Origin of the sequence: Burkholderia sp. TSV86 (genome assembly GCF_001522865.1) — a bacterium.
In the GTDB taxonomy this organism is placed as follows: Bacteria; Pseudomonadota; Gammaproteobacteria; order Burkholderiales; family Burkholderiaceae; genus Burkholderia.
The window spans coordinates 480125-504560 of sequence record NZ_LOWB01000116.1 but is presented as its reverse complement, the minus strand read 5'-3'; the positions used below and the strand labels follow the sequence as shown (position 1 = coordinate 504560).

Below are 24436 nucleotides of genomic sequence, written 5' to 3'. Positions count from 1 at the left end.
CCGTGGGCGTCGACGACGAGCATCCGCACGCCATCGATCGGCCGCCCGATCGACACGATGCCCGGCTCGTCGCGACCGACGCGCTTGCAGCTCGCATCGGCGCTCATCTCCGACGAGCCGTACAGGTTGACGAGCGCCGCATGTTCGCAGCAAGCGTGAAACGCGTCCGCCAGATCGCGCGGCAGCGGCTCGCCGCTGCTGAAGCAAAGCCGCAGGCTCGCGAGCGAGCGCGCGGCCTCTGGCTCGCGCAGCAACACGCGCAGCAGCGACGGAATCGCGACGATGCGCGTCACACGGCGCCGCGCCAGCTCGGCGGCGAACCACGCCGCGCCTCGTTCGCGCAATGGCCGGTCGCCGAGGATCAGCGTCGGAATGCCGCGCAGCAGCGGCGAGAAGAGTTCCGCGACGTGATCGACGAAATTCAGCGACGTCTTTTGACAGCAGATGTCGTCGTCCGCGTAGGGGAATGCCCGCCAGCCCCATTCGAGCCGGTTCAGCGTGCCGCGCACGCCTTTCGGCTTGCCGCTCGAACCGGACGTATAGATCACGTAGCAGCATGTCTGGCCGGCGTCGGGCTCGCCCGCGCCCGCCGACGCGCCGGGCATGCCGGGCGCGTCAGCGTCCACGCACGGCAACGCGCCCCAAAACGGCCCGTCTTCGAGACGGCCGCGCGCGGCCGCATCCGTCACCAGCAGTGCCGCGCCGCTGTCGGCGCTCATCTGCGCCAAACGCTCGGCGGGCAGCGCAGGATCGAGCGCCAGATAGGCGGCGCCCGTCTTCCATGCGGCGAGCGCGGCCGCGACGAACGCGAAGCCCGGCTCGAGCAGCAGCGCCACCACGCGATCCGCGCCCGCGCGCGGCGGCAGTGCCGCGCGCATCGCGCGGGCGAGCCGATTCGCGTGGGCATCGAGCGACGCATAGTCGAGACGGCGCCCATCGTGGATCAACGCAGTGCCCGACGGCGTGCGCGCCGCCTGCGCGTCGAACAGCGCGACGAGCGCGCGCGTATCGACAGCCGCGCGCGCGCCGTCGAACGACGCCGGGCCGCCGGCCGCTGGCAGCCCCGCATCCCGCGCCGCATGCGCCGGCCACCGCGCGAGCAGCGCCAGATAGTCTGCGCGAATCGACTCGATCCACTCCGTCGAATAGACGGCCGCATCGAAGTGGCACAGCAGCGTGACGCCGCGCGCCGTTTCGAGCGCCTCGAATGCGAGAGGAAAATCCACCTGCTGGCGCACGTCCATCACCGGCCGCATCTGGACCGGCGTATCCGCGAGCCGGCGCTGCATCGGGCGAATCCAGTTCTGATACATGAACACGGCGTCGAACAGCGGCTGCGCCGGATGCCCGAGCGCGTCGTGCAGACACGCATACGGGTAGTGCCCGTGCTCGAACGCGTCGAGCAATTCGCGCTGCAGCGATCTCAACCGTTCGACCGGATCGTGCGGCACGCGCGCGTCGACGGGGATGACGAGCAGGTTCACGAAATAGCCGATCAGATCCTCGAAACGTTCGTGTGGCCGCCCGAAGAACGGCGTCGCAATACGCACGTTCTGGCCGTGCGCCGCATCGGCGCGCTCGCGCAACACCGACGCGAAAGCGGCCAGCATCACGCAGTAGCGGCTCACGCCGCCGCGCGACGCCAGCGCGTCGAGCCCGTCGAGCGTGGCGGCCGGCACGTCCGCGACGAGCGTGAGCTGGCCGCCTTGCCCGCCTGCGCGCGCGTTGCACCCGCCCGGCAATCGCAACGGCTCACGCTCGCCGCCGAGCCGCTGCAGCCAGAACGCACGCGCGTGCGCGCCGTCGTCGCTCGCGAGCCAGTCGCGCTGCCACGCGGCAAAATCCGCGTAGCTCGCGCGCGGGGCCGGCAACTGCGCGTGCGCACCCGCTTCGTAACAGCGGACGAACGCGTCGAGGAAAACCGGCAGCGAGCTGCCGTCGAACACCGCGTGATGGAACGTGAAGAGCACCATCGTCTGATCGCCGGCCGCACCCGGCACGACGTCGACACGCAACAGCGCGTCGCGTTCGAGATCGAACGGCTGCCGCGCGAGTTCGCGCAGCCATTGCGTCAATTCGGCAGGCGAGCCGCTCCATCGCGGGTGCGCCGTGCAACGCGGGCTTGCATGCCCGCCGACGCGCAATCGAAGCGCATCGCCATCCAAATGAAAATTGGCGCTCAACAGCGGATGCTGCTCGAATACGCGCCCGGCCGCGGCGAACACGCGTTTTGGTTCGACATCGCCGTCGATCTCGAACGCATACGGCACGTTGTAGCCGACGCGCGCCGGATAGTGACGCTGCTCGATCCACAAGCCGCGCTGCCCGATGCTGCACGGATAATCGCGCTCGCCGGACTCGTCCGGACCGCCTGGCTCGCCTGACGAAACCGCCGGTTTCCCCGCGCGCCGAACGTTTGCGGGAAGACGTTCGGCCAGTTCCGCGAAGGTACGGCAATCCGTCAGCTCCGCGAGCGTCAGGCGGGTTCCGTATGCGTCGTTCAAGCGGTTGCGCAACATCACCGCCAACAGCGAATCGACGCCGTACTGCCGGATCGGCCGCTCGAAATCCAGCTCCTGCGGCGCGAGTTGCAGCAATGCGCCGAGCAGCGAGCGCAATTCGGCATGCGAATCGTCGGCGGATGGCGAACCGGCGTTATTGGCGTTATTGGCGTTATTGGCGTTATTGGCGTTATTGGCGTTATTGGCGTTATCGGCGTTATCGGCGTTATCGGCGTTATCGGCGTTATCGCGCGCACCGGTGGCGCGGTCAACGCCAGGCGGCGCGGGTTCGGCCGTCGTGTCAGCCGCGCCCGGCAGGGCCAGCCAGCCGGCCGCGGACGGCAGCCGGCAGATCCGCTCGTCGAACGCATAGCCCGGCAGATGCAGCCGGCGCACGCCATCGAGCGCCGGCTCCGCGCCGATGTCGACGCCGCCGCACCACAGGCGCGCGAGCATGGCGTCGTCGCCGGTGTCGCGCACGGACCGCACGAGGGTCTCCACGGCGGCGCTGCCCACGAAGGTCGCGCGAATCCAGTCGGAGCCGGCGGTGGCGCCGACGTGCAGGCCGGCGTTGGACTCGCCGGCGACGAACGCTCGCAACGCGTCGATCACACCGCCGACATCCGGCGCAACGACGGCGAGCCGGCACGGGAACACGGTGCGCCGCCACAGCGTCGCGGCGAGCGGTGCCAGATCCGTGTCCGGCGAGCGTTCGAGATACGCAAGCAGCGCGCGCGCATTACCGAGCAGCGACGCGTCGCTCTTCGCGGACAGCGGCAGCAGCCACGGCCGGCTCGCCGCGCGCCGAGCTGGCGCGGCCGGCGCGACAGCGCTCTCCTCCAGCACGGCGAACGCATTGACGCCGCCGAAGCCGAACCCATGCACGCCCGCCCGCCGCACCGCCGCCGGGCCGGCCGGCCAATCACGGCACGCCGCGCGGATGCTGAACGGACTGTGCTCAAGCGGCACATGCTCGCCCGGCCCTTCGAAGCCGGGCACGCCGGGCCGCACGCGCCGGCGCAGCGCAAGCGCGGTTTTCATCAGCGCGGCGATGCCCGACGCAATCTCCGCATGGCCGATCACAGGCTTGAGGCTGCCGAGCGCGCATTCTCCATCGGACGACGGACCCCACGCCGACTTGAGCGCCTGGAATTCGATGCTGTCGCCGATTTCCGACGCGATGCCGTGCGCTTCGACATACGTCAGCGAAGCGGCCGGCACGTCCGCGCGTTCGAGCGCCTGCGTGATCGCCGTTTTCATGCCTTGCGCGTTCGGCGCCGTCAGCGATAAGCCCTTGCCGCCGTGCGCGACGCCCGTGCCCTTGACGATCGCGTAGACGTCGTCGCCATCCGCGAGCGCGACGTCGAGCGGCTTGAGCACGATCACGCCGACGCCTTCGGCGCGCACGAAGCCGTCCGCGCCCGCCTGAAACGATCGCGCGCGACCGCTCGGGCTCAAGAAGCCCACCGCGCCGAGATTGATCGCGCCAAGCGGCGACAGCACCAACTGCACGCCGCCCACCAGCGCCTGTTCGCACTCGCCCGCGTCGATCGCGCTCATCGCACGATGCAGCGCGACGAGTGATGACGAGCACCCCGTATCGCAATGCTCGCTCGGCCCGCGCAGGTTCATCAGATGCGACAGCCGGTTGGCGACCATCGACGACGACAGCGCCGACGCGACGAGCGGACTGCCCACCGGCAGTTGCGCGGTATATGCATACTCGGACGCGCCGATCGCCATAAACACGCCGGTTCGCCGCTCGGCGAACGCCTTCGGCGCGATGCCCGCGTCGTCGAGCGCAAGCCACGCGTGCTTGATGAGCAGGCGCTGCTGCGGGTCCATCACGGCGGCTTCGTAAGGAGACAGATCGAAGAACAACGGATCGAACGCGTAGACATCGTCGATGAAACCGCCCCACTTCGACAGCGTGCGCGGCGACACGCCGTCGCTTTGGCCAAAGCACGCGCGCCAGTCCCAGCGCTCGGCCGGCACTTCGCCCGTGCAGTCGACGCCTGCTTCGATGTTGTGCCAGAACGCGTCGAGCGACGGCGCGCCTGGAAATTGCCCGCTCATGCCGACGATCGCGAGATCACGGCGGCGTGGCGCGCGGGATTCGGGCGATGCGGCGTTCTCGGGCGACGCGCCCGACGCGGCGGCCGGGCTCTCGGCTGCGGCGTGCTCGGTCCGCGGCGCGACCGATTCGACGGCGCGCGCCGACGCGGCTTCCGCCCGGCTGCACACATCGTCGATCGGCCCGCGCGCAGATGATACCGACCTGCGCTCGCCGGGCATCCCGTCGAGTCCGACGTATGCCGCTGCTGTATTTGCCGGCGGGGCCGCGCCAGGTTCGGCGGTTTCGGCGGTTTCGGCGGTTTCGGCGGTTTCGGCGGTTTCGGCGGTTTCGGCGGTTTCGGCTGCTTCGGCTGCTTCGGCTGCTTCGGCTGCTTCGGCTGCTTCGGCTGCTTCGGCTGCTTCGGCTGCTTCGGCTGCCTCAGCAGCCTTGTAGACTGCGCCGCCGCGCCCGGCCGGACGGATCTCGTTCGCGCCGTGCGTGCGCACCTGCGCGACATGCCGCGCGAGCTTGTTCAGCGTGTTGAATTCGAATAACGCACCGGCGACGAGTTCGGCGTCCAGCGCATCATTGATCTGCTGGACGAGCTTCACGCCGACAATCGAATCGAGCCCGTAGTCGCCGAGCGATTCGTCCGGATCGATATCGGCGGGCCGCTGCTGCAACGTTTCGCAGATGATGCGCAGCAATGCCGCGCGCACGGCGTCCACGGCGTCGGGCGACGGCGGCGCGGCGGGCGCTTCGATGGCCTGCGGGCTGCCGGCATGGCGTGCGTCGCCGCTGCCGGGGGCGTCACCGCCGTAGGAGGCCTCGCCGCCGGCGCGCGGAACGCCTGCCTCGCTCGCCGGCGCCGGCGCCGCGCCGCCGCCGGCGGGGGCGGAATCGCCGCCGCTCGCCCACGCGGAATCGTCTCCATGCGCATCTTGCGGCGCGCCCGCGTCGGGCCACGCTTCGTCGTCGCCCCGCGGCCCGATTCCGTAGCCCGCGGCGTCGCCGGTCACGATCTGCAGATCGCTGCCGTGCAGCCGCCCGCAAGGAAACGCGATGTGCTCGTAGCCCTGATCCAGCAGCACGTCGCGCCAGCTTGCCGCCGACAGCGCCGGGCCGTATGGCTCGCGCAGCTCGCCGTCGCCGAAGCGCCACCAGCCCTCGAGCAGGCCGAAGGTCAAATGCGAGAACAGCGAGTTCTCGGACAGTTCGAGCAACAGCAGACGACCGCCGTGCTTCATCAGCGACTGCATATGCCGGACCGACGTCCGAATGTCCTGCGTCGCATGGACGACGTTCGCGGCGATGACGAACTCGTAGCGCTCGGCGGCGAACCCCTGCTCGAACGGATTCTTTTCGAGGTCGAGAATCTTCGTCGTCAGATACGGATGCTCGCCGCGATAGCGCCGCTCGGCGCGCTGCAAAAACAGCTGCGACAGGTCAGTGAAGCAGTATTCGTCGACATGCGCGGCGAACGGCTTGAGCGCGCGCAGCACATGCTCGCTACAGCTTCCGGTTCCCGCGCCGACTTCCAGCAGCCGGATGCGCGCGGCGGGGTTCGCGGCGACGAGCGCCTCGATTCTCGCCGCGACGAGCGCGGCGACAACCGTGCCGTAATAATGAACGACGGGATTTTCCTTGTAGATCGATTCGACGAGTGCCATCGAGCTGGCCGAGAAGAACACGTCGGTTGCCTTCTTGCGGCCGGCGAGCACATCGGGCGTCGCTTGCAGCGCGACGTCGATGAAGCGCGCAACGGACGTCATGAACGGATCGCCCGCCATCCCGGCCCGGGTGGCTTCCCAGCGCGGCCCGCAAATCGCCGCGCGGGCTTCGAGGTCTGCCGACACGATCAGCGCGTCGCCTTCGATCATGACGTCGTCGCGATCGGCGAGAATCCTGACGCTCGCATCCACCCAGCGCGCGAGATAGTTGTCGCGGCCCAGCGCCGCGCGCAACGCGCCGAGCGAATAGCGGCCGCGCCGGCCGTCTGCCGCCAAGCCGGCATCGGCGGCGAACGCGGCGATCTGCCGCCACAGCAGCGCGCAAAGCAGCGGCGCGATGTCGTCCACCCGGCCGTAGATCACATCGATCATGTCCTGGGCTTGCGCCAGCCCGGCCGGCTGCGGCGCGTCGTGCACCGGCACGGCCGCCGGCGCCTTCGCGTGCAACGCCATGTCGCTGAAATGCAGCGGCGCGGCGCCGCCCGCGTGGACGATGCTGAACGCCGCAAGCCGCTCGAACGGCTGCGCGAGCAGCATATCGAGCAACGCCATGCCGTTGGCCGGCTCGAGCGTGCCGAATCCCGCACGCGCCAAGTGCCGCCGCGCGCCGTGGGCGTCGTCGCGCAGCCGCGGCGTCTCCCAATGCCCCCAGTGGATCACCTTCGCCCGCCCCGCGCCGCGCTGGTTCAATTGATCCGCGAACGACGCAATGAAGGTGCCGCCCGCCGCATACGCCGCGCAGTTCGGATTCAGATAAAACTCGTTGACCGACGAGAAGAACAGCAGAAAATCGAGCGCGCCGAAATCGAATGCCTCGACGAGATTCAACGCGACCGTCACCTTCGCCGACAAATTCCGCTCGAACGCGTCCGCGTTTTGCCGGTGCAGCGGCTGGTTCTCGTGCAGCATCGCCGCATGTACGACGCCATGCACGTGTGCAAAGCGCGCACGGATCTCGTCGCAGGCGCGCGCCAATTGCCGCGCATCGGCCGCATCGGCCTGGATATAGACGGGCGCGCGGCCGAGCGCTTCGAGCCGGCGGATCGCAGCGGTGATCGCGTCATCCTGCGCGCGGCGGCCGATCCACACGAGTTGCGCGCGATGCGTGCGCATCATGTGCTCGCTCCAGTCCTGGCCGATCGCGCCCGCGCCGCCTACCACCACATAGACACCGCCCTCCCGGCCGCCCGGCGCCGCCCGCGCGACGAGCGCATCGTCAACGGGACGCAGCGCCGGGCGGAACCAGTCGCCGCGGCGGCGCGCCCACGGCCGGCCGCCGCGCTCGAACGGCAGCGCGTCAAGCGCGCGCGCCGCCGCCTCGTCAGCGCCGCCAGCGTCATCGAGATCGACGATCCGCGCCCGCCAATGAGGATGCTCGTTGACCACCGTGCCGACAAGACCATGCACGCCCGCGTGCGTTGCCGTGACAGGGTCGCCCGCGAGAATCGCGACGGCGCGCCGCGTCACCACCGTCAGCTTTAACGGCTTCGACCCATACGCACCGCCGAGCGCGCGCAGGAACGCCGCGCCCCAGAGCACGCCCCAACGCTGCTGCGCGGCCATCTCGGCCGGCGTGCCGGGCGCGTCGTCAGGCAGCAGCCAGACCCAGTGATCGACGTCCGGGTGCGCTCGCACCAGCCGCTCCAGCGCGGCGGCGTCACCGTGTTCGCACGGATCGACGCGCCGCGCGTGCATGAACGGCAGCGGCACCTCGCGCCCGGCGCAGGCCACGGCCGTCAAGCCCGCGTCGTGCGGGCCGGCCGGCATGGCCGCGCAACGCTCCCAGCACGGCACGGCGGCCACCACGCGGCCGCGCGCAATAGGCGCGACCGACGTGTTCGATGCGACCGATGCGCGGGTCGCGGCCGCAACCGGCGCGACGCGGGACGGAGGAGCAGCCGTGCTCGACGCCGTATCGGCGTCGCGTGCGGTGAGTGGCATGTCGATGAGTTCCCTTGCGGTGATGAATGGATAAGTCGGAAGATGAACGCGCGGTGGCCGCAGCGGCCCGCGCGCCCAGCAGACCTCGCCGCCCGCCGTCCAGTGACGCGCGAGCGCGTGCGCATCGTCGTGCGCATCGAACGTGCCGGCGGGCGGCGCGCTGCGCTTCGTGTCGCCGACGTGGACGGCCGCGTTGGCGTCGCCCGCGACGAACGACGCCAGCGCGCGGCGCGCGTCGTCCCAATCGCGCGCGACGATCGCCAAGCGATGCGTCCACGCAACGCGTCCGGTCTGCAGCGTGTATGCCGCCGCGCGAAAGTCGGGCAGCGGGCCGGGGCGCCGCGCGAAGGCGAGCATCCGCTGCGCGACGGCGACGAGCTTGTCGCGCGTCTTCGCGGACAGCACGACGCACGCCGCCGGCTCGCCGGTCGCCGCGCACGGCGACGTTGACGGCGCATCGTCCGCGCTCCCGAACAACGCATGCGCGTTCGTGCCGCCAACGCCGAACGAGCTGACCGCGGCATAGCGCGGCTTGCCGTCGCGGCTCGGCCACGCGCGTGCACGCTCGACGAGCGCGAACGGCGAATGTTCGAGATCCAGCCGTTTAGCGGGCGCGTCGACGTGGAGCGTCGGCGGGATCACGCCGTGGCGCAGGCTCAGGATCGCCTTGATCGCGCCCGCCAGCCCCGCCACGGTGTCGGTGTGGCCGATGTTGCTCTTGACCGAGCCGATGCCGCAGCGCTCGCCGTCGCGCGCGAGCGCGCCGAACGCATCGCTGAGCGCCGCGAACTCGATCGGATCGCCAAGCGCCGTGCCGGTGCCGTGCGTCTCCACATAGCCGACGTCGGCGGGCGCGACGCCCGCGCGCGCGAGCGTGCCGCGAATGACCTCCGCCTGGCCCGCCGCGCTCGGCGCGAAGAAACCGGCCTTCAGCGCGCCGTCGTTGTTGACCTGCACTTCATCAAGCCATGCGTAGATGGCGTCGCCGTCCGCGAGCGCGAGTTCGGCGCGCTTGAGCAGCAGCACGGCGACACCCTCGCCGCCCACCATGCCGTCCGCTGCGTCGTCGAACGCGCGGCACTGGCCGTTACTCGAGAAATTGAGGCCCGGCTGGTGCAGATAGCCAGCCATCGGCGCGGCGAACACATTGGCCGCGCCGACAAGCGCATAGTCGGCGGCGCCGCTGCGGATGCTTTCGAGCCCCGCCTGGAGCGCGACGAGCGACGACGAGCAATTGGACTGCACGAACACGCTTGGGCCCGTCAAGCCGAGCTTATGCGAGATCATCGTGGGGATGCTGCCACCCTGCGCCATCAGCCAGCGCACGTATTCGTCCGCCTCCTCGATCCAGTACGCGCCGCGCGCGGCGTCCGCCCCGCCGGACGCGCCCTGTCCCGCCGACATATAAACGGCCGTGCGCGGCGCGTCGGACGGCACCTGCCCCGCATCCTCGAACGCACGCCACGCATGCATCAGCAAGTGCCGGAATGCCGGGCTCATGAAGCCGGCGTCGCGCGGCGACAGGCCGAAAAACGCGGCGTCAAACGCGCCGCGATGCTCGATCACCGCTTTCGCCGGCACGAAACGCGGATCTCGGCGCGTTGCTTGCGGCACGCCGAGCGCTTCGAGTTCCGCATCGCTCCAGCGCGTCACACATGCGCGGCCGTTGCAGAGATTTGCCCAAAACGCGTCGACATCCGAGCTTTCGGCGAATTCGCACGATATGCCGATCACCGCGACACTGCGCGAGCGCGCGGGGCCGCTCGCCGGCGCGCCAGGCGCTCGCGCGGCCGGGCCCGGCCGGGCGTCGCCGGCCACGCGGGCCGCCGCGACCGCGCCGCCGTCGGCATCCGCGCGCTCCGTTTGCGTGGCACGCACGGTCGCGCCCATTTCGTCGAGCACCGCGCCGAGCCGGGCGATTGTCGGATGCCGGAACAGCAGGGTCACTTCGATCTTGCGTCCGACGCGCTCGCCAAGCCACTGCGCGACCTGCACGGCGCTCACCGAATCCCCGCCGAAATCGAAAAAGCCCGCCGCGTCGTCGTCGATCGGATAGCCGAGCACCGCCTCCCACGCCGCCCGCACGAGTGCCGCGCCCGCGCCGCCATGCGCGGGCGCAGGCGCAGGCGCGGCATCGTCGGCGGCCGGCTGCAGCGGCCGTTCGATCAGCGCGCGGCGATCGATCTTGCCGTTTGCGGTGGTCGGCAATCGCGTGTCGAACACGATGCGCTGCGGCACCATGTACGCGGGCAAACGCAAGCCAAGCTCGGCCTTGAGCGCCGCGGACGACACATCGTCCGCGCGCGGCACCACATACGCGACGAGACACGGCGGCCGCGACGGCGCTTCGTGCAGCACGACGGCCGCCGCATCGAGCGTGCCCTGCCGGATCAGGCAAGCCTCGATCTCCTCGACGTCGATCCGGTGGCCGCGCAGCTTGATCTGATGATCGCGGCGGCCGAGGCAGCGCAAATCGCCGTCGCCGTCGCGCACGGCGAGATCGCCCGTCAGAAACATCCGCTCGCCCGGATGGAACGGATCGTCGACGAACTTCTCGTCGGTCTGCGCGGGCAGCCGGTGATAGCCGGCCGCGAGCCCCGCGCCCGCGATCGCGAGTTCACCCGGCGTGCCGGGCGGCTGCATCCGGCGGTGCGCGTTCAATACGTAAAGCCGTGTGTTCGCGATCGGCGCGCCGATCGTCACGCGAGATGCGCCGTCGAGCCGCTTCGCGCTCGACCAGATGGTCGTTTCGGTCGGTCCGTACAGGTTCCAGCAGCGCGCGCCGGATGCGGCGAAGCGCTCGAGCAGCGCGGGCGGCAGCGCCTCGCCGCCGCACAGCACCTTCAATGCGGGCGACGGATGCCAGCCGACCTGGAACAGCATCTGCCAAGTCGTCGGTGTCGCCTGCATCGCGCTCGGCCGCACCGTCTCGACGAACGTCTTCAGCCGCTCGGCATCGGCCGCGACGTCCGTATCGCACAGCACGCACTCGGCGCCTCGCACGAGCGGCAGAAACAGTTCGAGCGCGGCGATATCGAAGCTGAAGGTCGTCAGCGCGAGCATTGTGTCGCCCGCTCGGACGTCGAGCAACTCGCCCATCGCGCTCAGGAAGTTGTTCAGCGCGCGATGCGTGACCATCACGCCCTTGGGCGTGCCCGTCGAGCCGGACGTATAGATCAGGTACGCCAGCGCGCCCTCGTCGAGCGCGGCCCGTTCCGGCACGACGCTGTCCGCATAAGCGGCGATCCGCTCGCGCTCGCGATCGACAAAGAGCGTCGGGCAACCGGGCAGCCAGTCGCGCTCGATCGCGGCCTGCGTGAGCAGCAGCGCCGCGCCGCTATCGTCGAGCATGTAGCGCTGACGCTGCGCGGGGTAGCGCGGATCGAGCGGCACGTATGCGGCGCCGCTCAGCGCGACGCCAAGCGTCGCGCGCAGCAGATCCGGCGAGCGCTCGACGCAGATCGCAACCTTCGCGCCGGGGCCGATGCCGCGCGCGCGCAGATAATTGCCGAGCGCCGTCGCGTCGCGCATCAGCGTCGCGTAGTCCAGCGCGACGTCGCCATGGCGAACCGCGATCTTCCGCGGCGCGTGCGCCGCCTGCCCGGCGATCCATTCGACGAAATGCGCGATGCGCGGTATCGGCCGCGCCGTCGCGTTGCAACGCTCGATCAACGCGCGCTCGCCATCGGTCAGGATGTCGTGATCGGCGAGCGGTCGCGCCGGATGCGCGAGCACGCCATCGAGCAGGCGCAGGAAATGCGCGATGATCCGCCCGGCGCGCGCGCGATCGTAAAGCTCGCCCGCGTATTTCAGATTGAGCGTCGCGCCGCCCGCGCGTTCGATCACCTCGAGTTCCAGTTCGTATTCGCCCTCCTGCCGGATGTCGTCGATCATCCGCACGCCGAGCGGCGCCGCGTAATCGCGCTCGATCTGCTCGAGCCAATGGCCGTGCGCGAAATTCTGATACGCGAACGCGACATCGAAGAGCGGCCGCTGGCGTCCGTCGCGCGGCACCTTCAATGCCTCCAGCAGCGCCGGAAACGGATAGTCCGCGTGTTCGAGCGCGTCGAACAGCGTCTCGCGCAGATCGCGCAGGTAATCGAGCGCCGGGACGTCCTGCACGTTCCGGCTGCGGATCGGCAGCATGTTGACAAAGTAGCCGACGCAGGATTCGAAGCGCGCATCGGGCCGGCCGAGCGCCGGCATGCCGACGACGATGTCCGCGCGCTGCGCGTATCGGCTCAGCAGGCCGTTGAACACGCCGAGATACAGCACCGCCCGTGACACGTCGTGCGCGTCGCAGAACGCGGCGACGCGCGCATGCAGCGCGGGCGGCACGGCTACCCGCAGGCTGCGGCCGTCGAACGACGCGTGCTCGCCGCGCGGCTGGTCCGTCGGCAGCGCGAGCGGCGCGGGCGCACCGTCGAGCGCGCCGCGCCAATGGTCGAGATGGCGCTCGCCTTGCGGGCCGTCGAGCATCGCGCGCTGCCAATCGACGAACTCGCGAAACGGCGCGGCGGGCGCCACCGCGCGAGGCGGCGCGCCGCGCAACAGGTTCAGATACGCGTCGAACAGATCGTTCAGAACCAGCACGGCGGAGGTGCCGTCGAATACGATGTGATGAACGCGGATCAACGCATACCAGCACGCATCACCGACGCGATGGATCTCGGCGTCGATCAGCGCGTCGCCTTCGAGCGGCAGCGGCCGTTTGGCCAACGCGCGCAGGCGCTCGACCATCTCCTCGTCGCCGGCGGCGCCCGCGTCGTGCACGCGCAGGCCGAAGCCCTCGGGCGAGCGGGGTTGCAGCGCCGGCTCGCCTTGCACGTCGATGAGCCGGGCCGTCAATAGCGGATGCGACGCGAGCGTGTGCCGATACGCGCGCTCCAATGCGGCGACGTCGAGCGGCCGTTCACAGCGCAACGCGAGCGGAATCACGTAAGCGCCGATGTCGGGCCAAGTCTTGTGCAAGGCCCACAGGCCCTTCTGCCCGACCGACAGCGGAATCGGCGCAAACGCGCGCAGCGCGCGCTTCAGTTCGTCGGTGGAAATCTCGCCGGCCCTGTAAGCAGCGGCAAGTTGCGCATGGGTATCGACAGCATTCATTTCAGCAACTCCCTGACATCGGCGAGTGACGGATCGAGACCGGCGATTCGATCGAGCATGTCGAGCACGCGCTCGTCCCGGAATCGCGCGAACGCGCCGGCTTCGTCCGCCGCGCGCGTGGCGGAGCCGGCATGCATGCCGATGTGCCGGACGAGCGCCGCGATCGACGGATTCTCGTGGAAGGTTCGCGGCGTCAGCTTCACGTGAAAACGGTTCTCGATCGCGTGGCCCAGCTTGAGCGCGAGCACGGAATCCATGCCGTACTGGCGCAGCGGCTTATCGTCGAGAATCTGCGACGGCGCGAAGCCGAGCTGGCGTTCGACGAACGCGTGCAGGAACGCGCGGACGGTTTGAGCGTCCGATTGGCCGGCCGTGGGTGACGGCGTGGCGGTTGGGATCGACGGCGACGATAGCGATGACGCTGCCGCTTCAGGCGGAAGCGGCGCTGGAGCGGGCGCGCCGCCATCGGCTCCATCGGCGGCCGCCGGATCGCGTGCGGCCCAACACGCGATGCGCGCGAATGGGGTCGTCGGCAGCGTGATGCGGCGTCCCACGTCCGGCCGGCCGCCGTCGAGCTGCGCGCCCGCGGCCCAGGCCGCCGCGACCTCGCGCAGCGCCTCGGCCGTCGGCTGAGCGGGCCATGCGATCCGCCGGCGCGGATCGAGCACCGGGTGGTCGCCGCGATAGCCGTTGCCCGCGCCAGCTGCCGGCGCGTCGAGTGCCGCGCGCAGTTCGTCGCGCGACGTCACCACCCACGCGACGCGCGATTCGAGCTGCGCGCGGCCTGCGAGCAGCGTGAACGCGATGTCCTCGATCCGCGGCGGCTCGGGGGCGTCGAGGGTTTGCCGCAGCGCGGCTTCGAGCCGTGCAAGCCGCGCCGCGTCGGGCGCGGACAACACGACGAGGTGCGCGCGGCCCGCAGGCGCCGCAGCGACGGCCGGCCGCGGCGGCGCTTCCTCGACGATCGCGCACGCGTTCGCGCCGTTGATGCCGGTCGTGCTGACGAAACCGTAGCGCGCGCCGCCCGCCGGCGCGTCCCACGCTTGCCGCCGCCGCACGGGCGCGACGGCGCCCGGCGTCGAGAAATCGACGTATTCGTTCGCCGTTTCGAAGCCATGCAACGCCGGCACGCTGCGATGGTGCAACGCCATCATGAGCGCGAGCAGATCGACGACACCGGACGCCGCGAAACTATGGCCGAGCATCGGTTTGGTCGACGTCAATGCGCACGGCGCGCGGAACACCTGCTGCAACGCGTCGATCTCGACGGAATCGCCAAGCCGCAAGCCGATGCTGTGCGCGAGCACCATCCCGACGTGCTCGGCGGCCAGCCCTGCCGTATCGAGCGTGGCGCGGAAAAGCCGCACCTGGCTCGCCGGATTCGGCGCGAGCATGCCGTTGGTCCGGCCGTCGTAATTGATCGCGGTGCCGCGAATCACGCCGTGAATGCGGTCGCCGTCGGCGAGCGCGCGCGACAACGGCTTGAGCACGACCGCCGCGACGGCCTCGGCCGGCACGAGCCCCGTCGCGCGGTCATCGAACACGCGGCATGCGGGCTCGGTCGCAAGCGCGATCGCAGCGGCCAGGCTGCCGAGTTCGCGCGCGGACGCCACCACGCTGACCGCGCCGGCCAGCGCGACCGAGCATTCGCCGTTCTGCAGCGCGCGGCACGCCTGATGCACCGCGACGAGGCCCGACGAACACGATGCGGTGACGCTGCAATTCGGCCCTTTCAGATCGAGTGCATAGGCGATCCGCGCCGGCAGCGTCGCGTTGCGGTTCGCGGTGATGTATTCCCGGCGCGCAAGCTGCTCGCCATACAAGCTTTCTTCCGCGCCGACGAACACGCCGCAGTCGCTGCCCCGGATCGCGTCCCCGACATAGCCCGCATCCTCGAACGCGTGCCATGCCGTTTGCAGGAAAAGGCGCTGTTGCGGATCGATCTCGGCCGCCTCGTTCGGCGACAACTCGAAGAACAGCGGATCGAACATCTCGACGTCGTCGAGAAAGCCGCCGTACAGCCGCTCGCGCGCGGCGAAGCCCAGGCTCGACGCACGCGGGCCTTCGAGCGTCGATGCGGCGCGAATCCCCGACACGCCGTCTGCCCAGTTGCGCCACAGCGCATCGATCGATTCGGCCCCCGGAAAGCGTCCGCTCATGCCGATCACCGCGATCGGCTCGTAGCGCGGCGCGGCGCGGGGGGCGCCGCGTGTCGCCGCATCCGGCGGCGCGGATGCGCAATCGCGCGCCGGCGAATCCGGCGTCGCATCCGCCTGCACCGGAGAATCCCGGTGTGCGTCGGAAAGCGCCCGCTCGGCGGCTGCCGAGCGCGCCGGCTGCGCCGCGCGGGCCGACACGCCAGCCTGCGCGAGATGGCCGATGAGATCGTCGACGCTCGGGTTGGCGAAGAACGTCGCGGGCGTCACGCGCACCCCGAGCGTTTCGCCCAGCCGCTTGCCGAGCGCCGCGAGGCGGATAGAGTCGAAACCGAGTTCGACCCAGTTGAGCCCCGTGCGCACGCGTTCGGCGGGCAATTTGAGTTGGGCTTCGATGGCGTCGAGGACAATCGCGCGCAGCGTCGCCTCGTCGGCGTTCATCGCGGCGGCTGGCATGGGCGATGCGGGCGGCGCGTCCGGGCCGGACGCGTCCACTTCGTTCATCGCAGCTTCGTTCCTTGCAGCTTCGTTCGGCCCGCCCGCGCGGCGGCGCAACGGATTGCCGTCGCCGACGAGCACGATCGCCTGCCGCGGCGACGCGGCGAGGATGCGCTCGAAACACGCGAGCCCCGCGTGCGTTTCGAGATAATCCTGGCCGCTGCTCGCGAGATAGACCCGCTCGCGACGCTCGCCGCCCAGCCCCATCGAACCGTCGCGCCATAACGGCCAGTTGATCGTGATATGCCGGGTGGGGCCGTCCGGCTGCGCGAGCGCATGCGCGGTCTGAAAGCGGTTGGCGACCGCGTAACTGCATGAGCCGAAATCGCCGAGCACGGCGGACGATGACGAAAACTGCACGAGCCAGCGCCAGCCCTCGCGCTCGGCAAGCCGCGTCAACACGCGTGCGCCGTCGACCTTCGGCGCGAGCACGCGCCGGTAATCGTCGAAATCGATCGATTCGATCGTCGTGGTCGGCGCGACGCCGGCCGCATGAATCACGCCGTCGATCCGGCCGAAACGCGTCTTCGCCAGTTGAATGGCGGCCCGCATCGCCACTTCGTCGCCCGCGTCCGCCTGCACATACAGCACGCGCCCTGCACCGCGATCGCAAGCATCGAGCTTGCGATTCTGTTCCGCGTCCGGCGCGGAGCGGCCGGTCAGCACGACGTTCGCGCCCTGTGCATGCAGATGACGCCACAGCAGCGTGGCGAGCGCGCCCATGCCGCCCGTGACGAGCCAAGTCTGTCCGGCGTGTCCGGCATGCGGCCCGGACGGCGCATCGGGCAGCGCGAGCGGCTCGACGTCGGCGACATGACGCACGCCGTCCCGGTACAGCACGCTTTGCATCTTCTGCGCGCGCGCCTCGGCAATCGCGCGTTGCGCGAACCAGTCGGCAAACGGCGCACCGCCCGCCGCCGCCGTATCGTGACACGCGAGCAGTGCCGCATCGGTTTGCGGCAACACCATCGGCAGCGACCGGCACAGGCCGATCCAACTATCCACCTGAGGTTGCAGACGCGTCTGCTTGCAGCGCGCAAGCAGCAGCAAACGCGCAACGGGCAGGCCGGCCGTGATCATCCCCTGGATCGTGTACAGCAATGCGTGATCGCGTTCGCAATAGTAGACATCGCACGCGGCGAGCGCGTGATAGCAGACGTCGACGGCCGGCCAGCGCTCGCGCACCGCGGCGAATGCGTCGCGGTAATCATCGGCGGCCTCACCGCGCAGCGCGATCCGGTCCGGTCCTGCAGCGGCGGCGTCCGCGCAAACGATGAACAGCACGTCCGCGCCGGGATGCCCTTGCGCGACGACGGGCGCCAGCACGTCCGCGGCCGCGGACGTGTCGACGATGCACAGCACACGCCGCGCGGCGTCGGCTAACGCGTCGCCGGGCGCCTGCGGCCGCCAGGTCTCCCGATACAGATACACCGGCGCGGCTTCGGCCGGCGGCGCGGCGCGCGGCAGTGCAGCCCGCGGCGGCGCCACGCTATCGCGCCGCTCATCTGACTGCGCCAGCGCCAGCGCAGTCAAGCGCCGGATATCGTGGCTCGGCGTAATCCAATAGCGTTCCCGCTTGAACGGATAGGTCGGCAAGCTGATCCGGCGCGGCTTGCGGATATGCCATGCGTTCCAGTCGACGCGCGCTCCGGCCGCCCAGTCGGCGACGAGCCCATTCAGCGCCCGCACATCGCCGGGCGTGACGAGACGCGCTTGCACCGGTGTGCGATCGCGCGGCCGGCCGCTGCCGAACGCGAGCCCGTCGAGCGTCGCCCAATCGGCGTCGACGATACTCGCGAGCCATGCGGCCAGCGCGCCAATCGAGTCGACGACGAACCCGAGCCTCACATCGAGCATTTCCCGGCCGACCTGCAGCGTGAACGCGATCGAATGCAGCCGATCGTCACCGAGCGCTTCGTCGCGAATCTGCGCGAGCAGCGCGCTCGCGCGCTCGCGCACTTGCTCGCGGCTCTGCGCGGACAACACGATCGCCTGAGGACCGGGCGCCGCCAACGGCGCGTCGTCCGGCAAGTTCGCCTCCGCGATGATGGCGTGCGCGTTCGCGCCACCCGCGCCGAACGACGACAGCCCCGCGATCCTTGGCAGCGTCCACGCGCGGCCGTCACGCTCGACGGTCGGCCGCGCCCACGGCTGCGCGTGCAGTGGCAGGCAAAACGGCGTGCGCGCGAAGTCGATGCGCGGATTGACCGGCTGCGCGTACAGCGTCGGCGCGAGCGTGCCGTGCTTCATTTGCAGCAGGATCTTGGTCAGTCCGGCGAGACCCGCTGCGCTCTCGGCATGGCCGATGTTCGATTTCACCGAGCCGAGCGCGCACGTCGAACCGTCGCGGCGCGCGCCGCCGTAGATACCGGTGAGCCCCTTGACCTCGATCGGATCGCCCAGCGCGGTGCCAGTGCCATGCGCCTCGACATAGCTGATGCTGTCCGCGCCGACGCCCGCGCGCGCCAGCGCGCGCTCGATCACCGCGCTCTGCGCGCGCGGGCTCGGCACCGTATACCCCGACGTGCGTCCGCCGGCGGCGACCATCGTCCCCTTGACGACGCCGTAGACATGATCGCCGTCGCGCTTGGCCGCGCGCAACGGCTTCAAGAGCACGATGCCGACGCCCTCGCTGGCGACGAAGCCGTCCGCGCCGTCACCGAACGCGCGGCATGCGTCGCCGTGCGACAGCATCTGCATGTACGACAGGCTGGCCAGATGCGCCGGATCGGTAATCAGATTGACGCCGCCGGCGAGCGCGCTCGCGCACGTGCCGGCGCGCAACGCCTCCATCGCGACATGCAGCGCCGTCAGCGACGACGAGCATGCCGTATCGATCGTCATGCTCGGCCCTTGGAAGTCGAACACGTATGACACGCGATTCGCGATCGACCACGCGCGCGACGCGAGCGGATAGTCGCTGTTCATCGCGCCCGCGAACACGCCCACCTCGCCCGCCGCGTTGAGGCTCTCGGGCGTATGGCCCGCATCCTCGATGCATGCATACGCGTACTGCAGGAACAGACGTTCCTGCGGGTCCATCAGTTCTGCATCGGCGGGCGCGATATGAAAGAAGTCGGGATCGAATTCGTCGTGCCCGTCGATGAAACCGCCCCAGCGCGAATAGGAACGTCCGACCGTCTCCGGATCGTCCGTGTGCAGTGCGCGCCAATCCCAGCGGCTGGCGGGAATCTCGCGAATGCTGTGCACGCCATCGCGCAGATTCGCCCAGAAGGCGCGCAGATCCGAGGCCTCCGGATAACGTCCGGACAGGCCGACGATCGCGATGTCGTCGTCACGTTCGAGTGCGAGCAGCGGCGGCGTCGCGTCGTGGTGGGGAGGTGCCGGAGTTGCCGTCGGCGATGGATCGCCGCCGACGGCCGCCGCTTCCAGCGGCCCGAACCTCGCATCGCGTCGAGTTTCAGTTTCGATCCCGGCCTTGGCACTGGCGCATAGCGCCGCGCAACGCGCCGCGTCGCGCTCGAGGAAGTGATCCGCCAATTCCTCGATGGTTTGCAGATCGAACAACAGCGTACTGTCGACGCCGTCGAACACCGTGCCGAGCGCGTTCGTGATGTGAACGCCGGAAATCGAATCGACGCCGTAGCGCACGAGCGGCGTGCTGTCGTCCAGCGCATCGAACGGAACTTCGAGCGCGTTCGCCACCAGCGTCTTCATGTAGGCGATCATCGCGACGCGCAACGCGTGCGGTGCGTCCGCTACCTGACCGGTGGCGTCCGCATGCGGGCCGATTTCGCCGCTTCGTACCGCGCAGGCGTCCACGGCAGGGTGCGCCGCCGGATCGGCGGATTGCGCCGCTGGTTCGGCAGCCTCATGCGCGGGGAACGCATCCGGATGCGTCGCGAGAAAATGATCGGCGAGATCCGCGATCGTTTGCAGATCGAACAGCAGCGTGCTGTCGACGTCGCCGAACCGTTCATTCAGCGCATTGGTGATGTGAACGGCGGAAATCGAATCGACGCCATAACGCACGAGCGGCGTGCTGTCGTCCAGCGCGTCGAGCGGCACTTCGAGCGCGCGGCTCACGAGCGCCTTCATGTATGCGAGCGCGGCGCCGCGACGCTCGCCCGCGCCGGACGCGGTTGAAGCCGGCTCGGGCGCCGGCCGGGGTGCGGTCGCCGACGGTGCGGCGGCGGCCGGCAGCGGCGCTCGCGCGTGTGACGCGCTCTGCGCGGCGGCAAGCGCGACGCCGCGCTCGCCGCGCGCGCGCACAATGCCGCCATCCTCGACGCGCAGCGCCACGAGCTGCCGCTGCGCGTCGTCCAGCACACGCGCGACGTCGCGGCGCGGATGTGCGCGGCCGCCTACGATTTCGACGGCCTCGTCGAGCCGCGCCGACGGAATGATCGCGACACGCGCCAGATCGAGCATCCGGATAAAACCCATCTGCGGCAGCGAGCCGCGCAGCAGCTGCTCGAGCGCCGCCATGCTGTCCGCGATCCGCACCGACGCCACGCCGATCGCCGCCATGCGCTTGCGATAATGTTCGGACGCGCCCGCGCCAAATTCGCTCCAGTAGCCCCAGTTCATCACCTTGACCGGGAACCGGCCGACTCGGCCCAGATAGTGCGCGAACGTGTCCTGGAACACCGAACCGGCCGCGTAGTTGCTCTGCCCCGGCATCTTCAGATAACCGGCGAGCGACGAGAAAAACAGCATGAAATCGAGCGCATCGCCACCGAACGCGCTCGCCACGTTGACGCTCGTCGCCACCTTCACGTCGAGCACCTGCGAGAACTGCGCTTCGTCCATCGTCATGATGCCCTGGTCGCGCAGCACGATGGCCGAATTGATCACGCCATGCACCGCGCCGAAGCGCGCGGCGATCTCGCCGCGAACGCGCGCGAGCGCGTGCGCGTCGGTCGCATCGACCTGCCAATAGGCGGGCTGGCGGCGCGCGGCCGCGAACCCGGCGAGATCCGCGTCGACGCCCTGCGCGAGGCTGCGCCGGCCCAGCCATACCACCTGCGCGTCGTAACAGTCGATCAGATAACGGCTCAACACCTTGCCAATGCCGCCCGCCCCGCCGACGATCACGTACACGCCGCCTTGGCGAAACGCTGGCGCTTCGTCACGCAGCGTCTCGCAACACGGCACAAGCTGCTGCCGATACCACCCCCCCGCGCGCCGGCTCCACGCCTCGCCGTCCCGATCGAACGGCATCGACAGGATTTCGTGCATCGGCCGCGGCTCCGAGAGTTCGAGATCGACGAGACGGAACCGCCACGCGCGCATCTCCTTCGCGAGCACGCCGACGAAACCATGCACCGACGCATGCGTCGGCTCGAGCGGCTCTTCATCGAGCACCGCCTGCGCGCCACGGGTGACGATCGTGAACGCGAGCGGCTTGGTGAGATACCCCTGCGCGATCAGCGCCTTCGCGAGGCGGAACAGCACGCCTACGCCGTGCCGCTGTATCCGCGCGATGTCCTCGCCTGCGGGCGGCGCAATCCAGACGATCTCGTCGACGGGTCCTTCGCGCTCGAGCAGCGCCGCGCATGCGTCGATGCTGCCAAGCGAATCGCGCCCGACGCGGACACGGCGCGCTCCGTATTGCGCCAGTTCGCGGTCCGCCGCGTCATCGCCGCCGATCTGCCAGACGAGCGCCGGACGCGCGCCCGTCTGCGGCTGCCAGGCGGCGCGCACCCAGCGCATCGCGAGCGGCACATTCAGCTCGACGCGAGCGGCGGCGCCGTCGGCGGCGCCGGACGGCGAATCGGCCGCGCGCACCCGCGCGAAATTACGGATCTTCAACATATCGAAGCGCGCGCACAGTTCGCCCTGTGCGTCGAGCAGTGCGATGTCGAACGTATCGTCGCCGTCCGCGCGCGACGCAATGCACCACATATCAGTGCCGCAGCGCCGATGCAGATCGGCGCGCGCGAGCGAGAAAGGTACCGGCACCCAATCGCGCGCGTCGTCGAGATAAAACCCGATGATCGACTGCAGCGCACCGTCGCCGATCGACGGATGCAGCCAATAATTGTCGTCCGTCCGCGGCCGCGACAAGCGCGCAACGACATGCCGCGGCCCCGCATGCAGCCCGGCGATGACCTGGTGCGCGGGACCGTATTGCAGGCCCACGGCGGCGAAGCGGCGGTAGCAGGCGTCAGCGTCGTAGGTTTTGTCGCAATGACGCGCGATGAATGCGTTCACATCGATGCGCGCGGACGCCGCTTGCGTCAACGCGTCGACACGGCCCGTCGCGCAAACGGACGGCTTGCCGTCGCCGATGTGTTCGACGACGAACGCATCGCGCTCGCCGTGTTGCGCGGAAAACGCGATGCGCATCGCGAGCGCCGCACCGTCGGCGCGCGCGGGGCGCATCCACGTCACGTCGGCAACGCGCACGGCCGGCTCGGCGTTCATTCGCGCGGCAAACGCCGCGCGGGCCATTTCCAGATAGGCGACGGCAGGCAGCATCGGCCGGCCGTCGATCTGATGATCCGCAAGAAACGGCTCGCGTGCGCTGAAATGCGAGGCAAACGCGTCGCCGGCCGGCTCACGCCGATGCAGCAACGGATGACCGCCGTCACGCGTGTTGCTCGACGATGGCGCAGGCTCGGCGGCCTGCAAGCGCGTATCCGCCTTCATCCAGATCTTGCTGCTTGCAAACGGATAAGTCGGCAAACTGATCCGGCGCGGCCGCGCGTCGCGATGCAAATGGGTCCAGTCGACCTGCGCGCCGTCGACCCACGCGCGCGCGATCCGCTGCGCATCCCGTTCGGCGGCGGGCACCGCGGCCGTTTCCGCACGGGCCTTGCCGGCATACACATGCTGTGGCAGCGCGCCCCCGGCGACGTATGCCTCAAGACAAGCCTGCGCAAGCGCGACGTCATGTGCGACAAACGCGATGCGATGCAAAAACGCGTCGCGCCCGACCTGCAGCGTATAGGCGCAGTCGTGTAACGCACTGTCGCCGGCCGCGCCACCTTCGCGCAAAAACGTCAGCAACTGCTGCGCTCGCGCGCGCAACGCGGCCGGATTCGGCGCGGACAACACGATAATCGGCGGCAACGCCGCCGCCGTCCGCAATGCCGCATGCGCCGTTTCCGGCACATGCTCGGCGACGATCAGGTGCGCGTTGGAGCCGCCTGCGCCGTAAGACGACAGACTCGCGAGCCGCGGCAATTCCCGGCCCGCCGCGTCGACGGCGCGCGGCCATTGCGCGAGCGAGCGCTGCAGGTAGAACGGCGACGCGGCGAAATCGAGCGCCGGGTTGATCTGCTGCGCATGCAGCGACGGCACGAGCATGCCGTTTTTCATTTGGAGGATCACTTTCGTCAACGCGGCGATGCCCGCCGCGCTTTCCGAATGCCCGATGTTCGATTTCACCGAGCCGAGCGCGCAGAACTGCTTATCGGACGTATAGGCGGAAAACGCATCGGTCAACCCTTGCAGTTCGACCGGATCGCCGACAGGCGTGCCCGTGCCATGCGCCTCGACATACTGGATGTGCCGCGGGTCCACGCCCGCCAGCTCGATCGCCTCGTGAATCAGCGCCGCCTGCTGCCGCGCGTTCGGCACGTAGTAGCCCTTCGAGTGTCCACCGTGATTAATCGCGCTCGCCTTGATCACCGCGTGAATCCGGTCGCCGTCGCGCAGCGCCTTGTCGAGCCGCTTCAGGACGACGATGCCAACCCCCTCGCCCGGCACATAGCCGTCGCCGTCCGCCGCGAAGCTGCGGCAGCGGCCGGTTGCGGCGAGAAACTTGTTCTCCTTTAGCAGCCGATATTTGTTCGGGTGGATCGACACGTTGACGCCGCCCGCGAGCGCCGCCTCGCATTCGTCGAACATGAGGCTGCGGCACGCGAGATGGATCGCCGTGATCGACGACGAGCACATCGTGTCGAGCGTAAGGCTCGGCCCTTGAAAGCCGCCGAAGTAGCTGACCCGGTTCGCGATCGACGCGGCGATGCCAGTCGCGGCCGTCGGTTCGCTCGCGAAGGACGCCTCTACGCCATAGAGCTGGTACTCCTGATACATCGCGCCCGCGAACACGCCGACACGGTTATGCTCGTGCGCGCCGCCAGGCTCGCCCCGCCCGAGCGTCGCGCGGGTGTATCCGGCATCCTCGATCGCCGCATACGCACATTGCAGAAACAGGCGCTCCTGCGGGTCGAGCTTCGCGGCTTCGCGCGGCGTAATGCCGAAGAACAGCGCGTCGAAGCTGTCGACGTCGTCGAGAAACCCGCCCCAGACATCACCGAAACCGCTCAGTTGCGGGTGATCCGCCAGCCAGCGGCCGGGAGGCAGCGGCGACACGCAGTCGCGTCCGTCGACCAGATTGCGCCAAAAGGCATCGAGATGCTCGGCCATCGGGTAACGTCCCGCGAGGCCGATGACCGCGATGTCACGCCGCGCGCGATCGGCCGCCCGCGCTGCATTGATCGTGTCGATCGCGGGAAGAAGAGTCGGCTTGTTCAT

At 69.7% G+C, this 24436-nt stretch carries 2 protein-coding genes (1 of these 2 only partly in view); both read right to left on the bottom strand.

Features of this window, described 5'->3' with window-relative positions:
• Positions 1–13334: the 5' portion of a non-ribosomal peptide synthetase gene (locus WS68_RS28040; RefSeq protein ID WP_059573046.1), read on the bottom strand. 2359 nt of this gene lie to the left of the window's left edge; only the first 13334 of its 15693 coding nucleotides appear in the window; the start codon lies at positions 13332–13334; its stop codon lies off the left edge, out of view.
• Complete coding sequence (locus WS68_RS23575; RefSeq protein ID WP_156429636.1) at positions 13331–24436, bottom strand: SDR family NAD(P)-dependent oxidoreductase; 11106 nt, start codon at positions 24434–24436, stop codon at positions 13331–13333. Before WS68_RS23575 ends, WS68_RS28040 begins: the two co-directional genes overlap by 4 nt.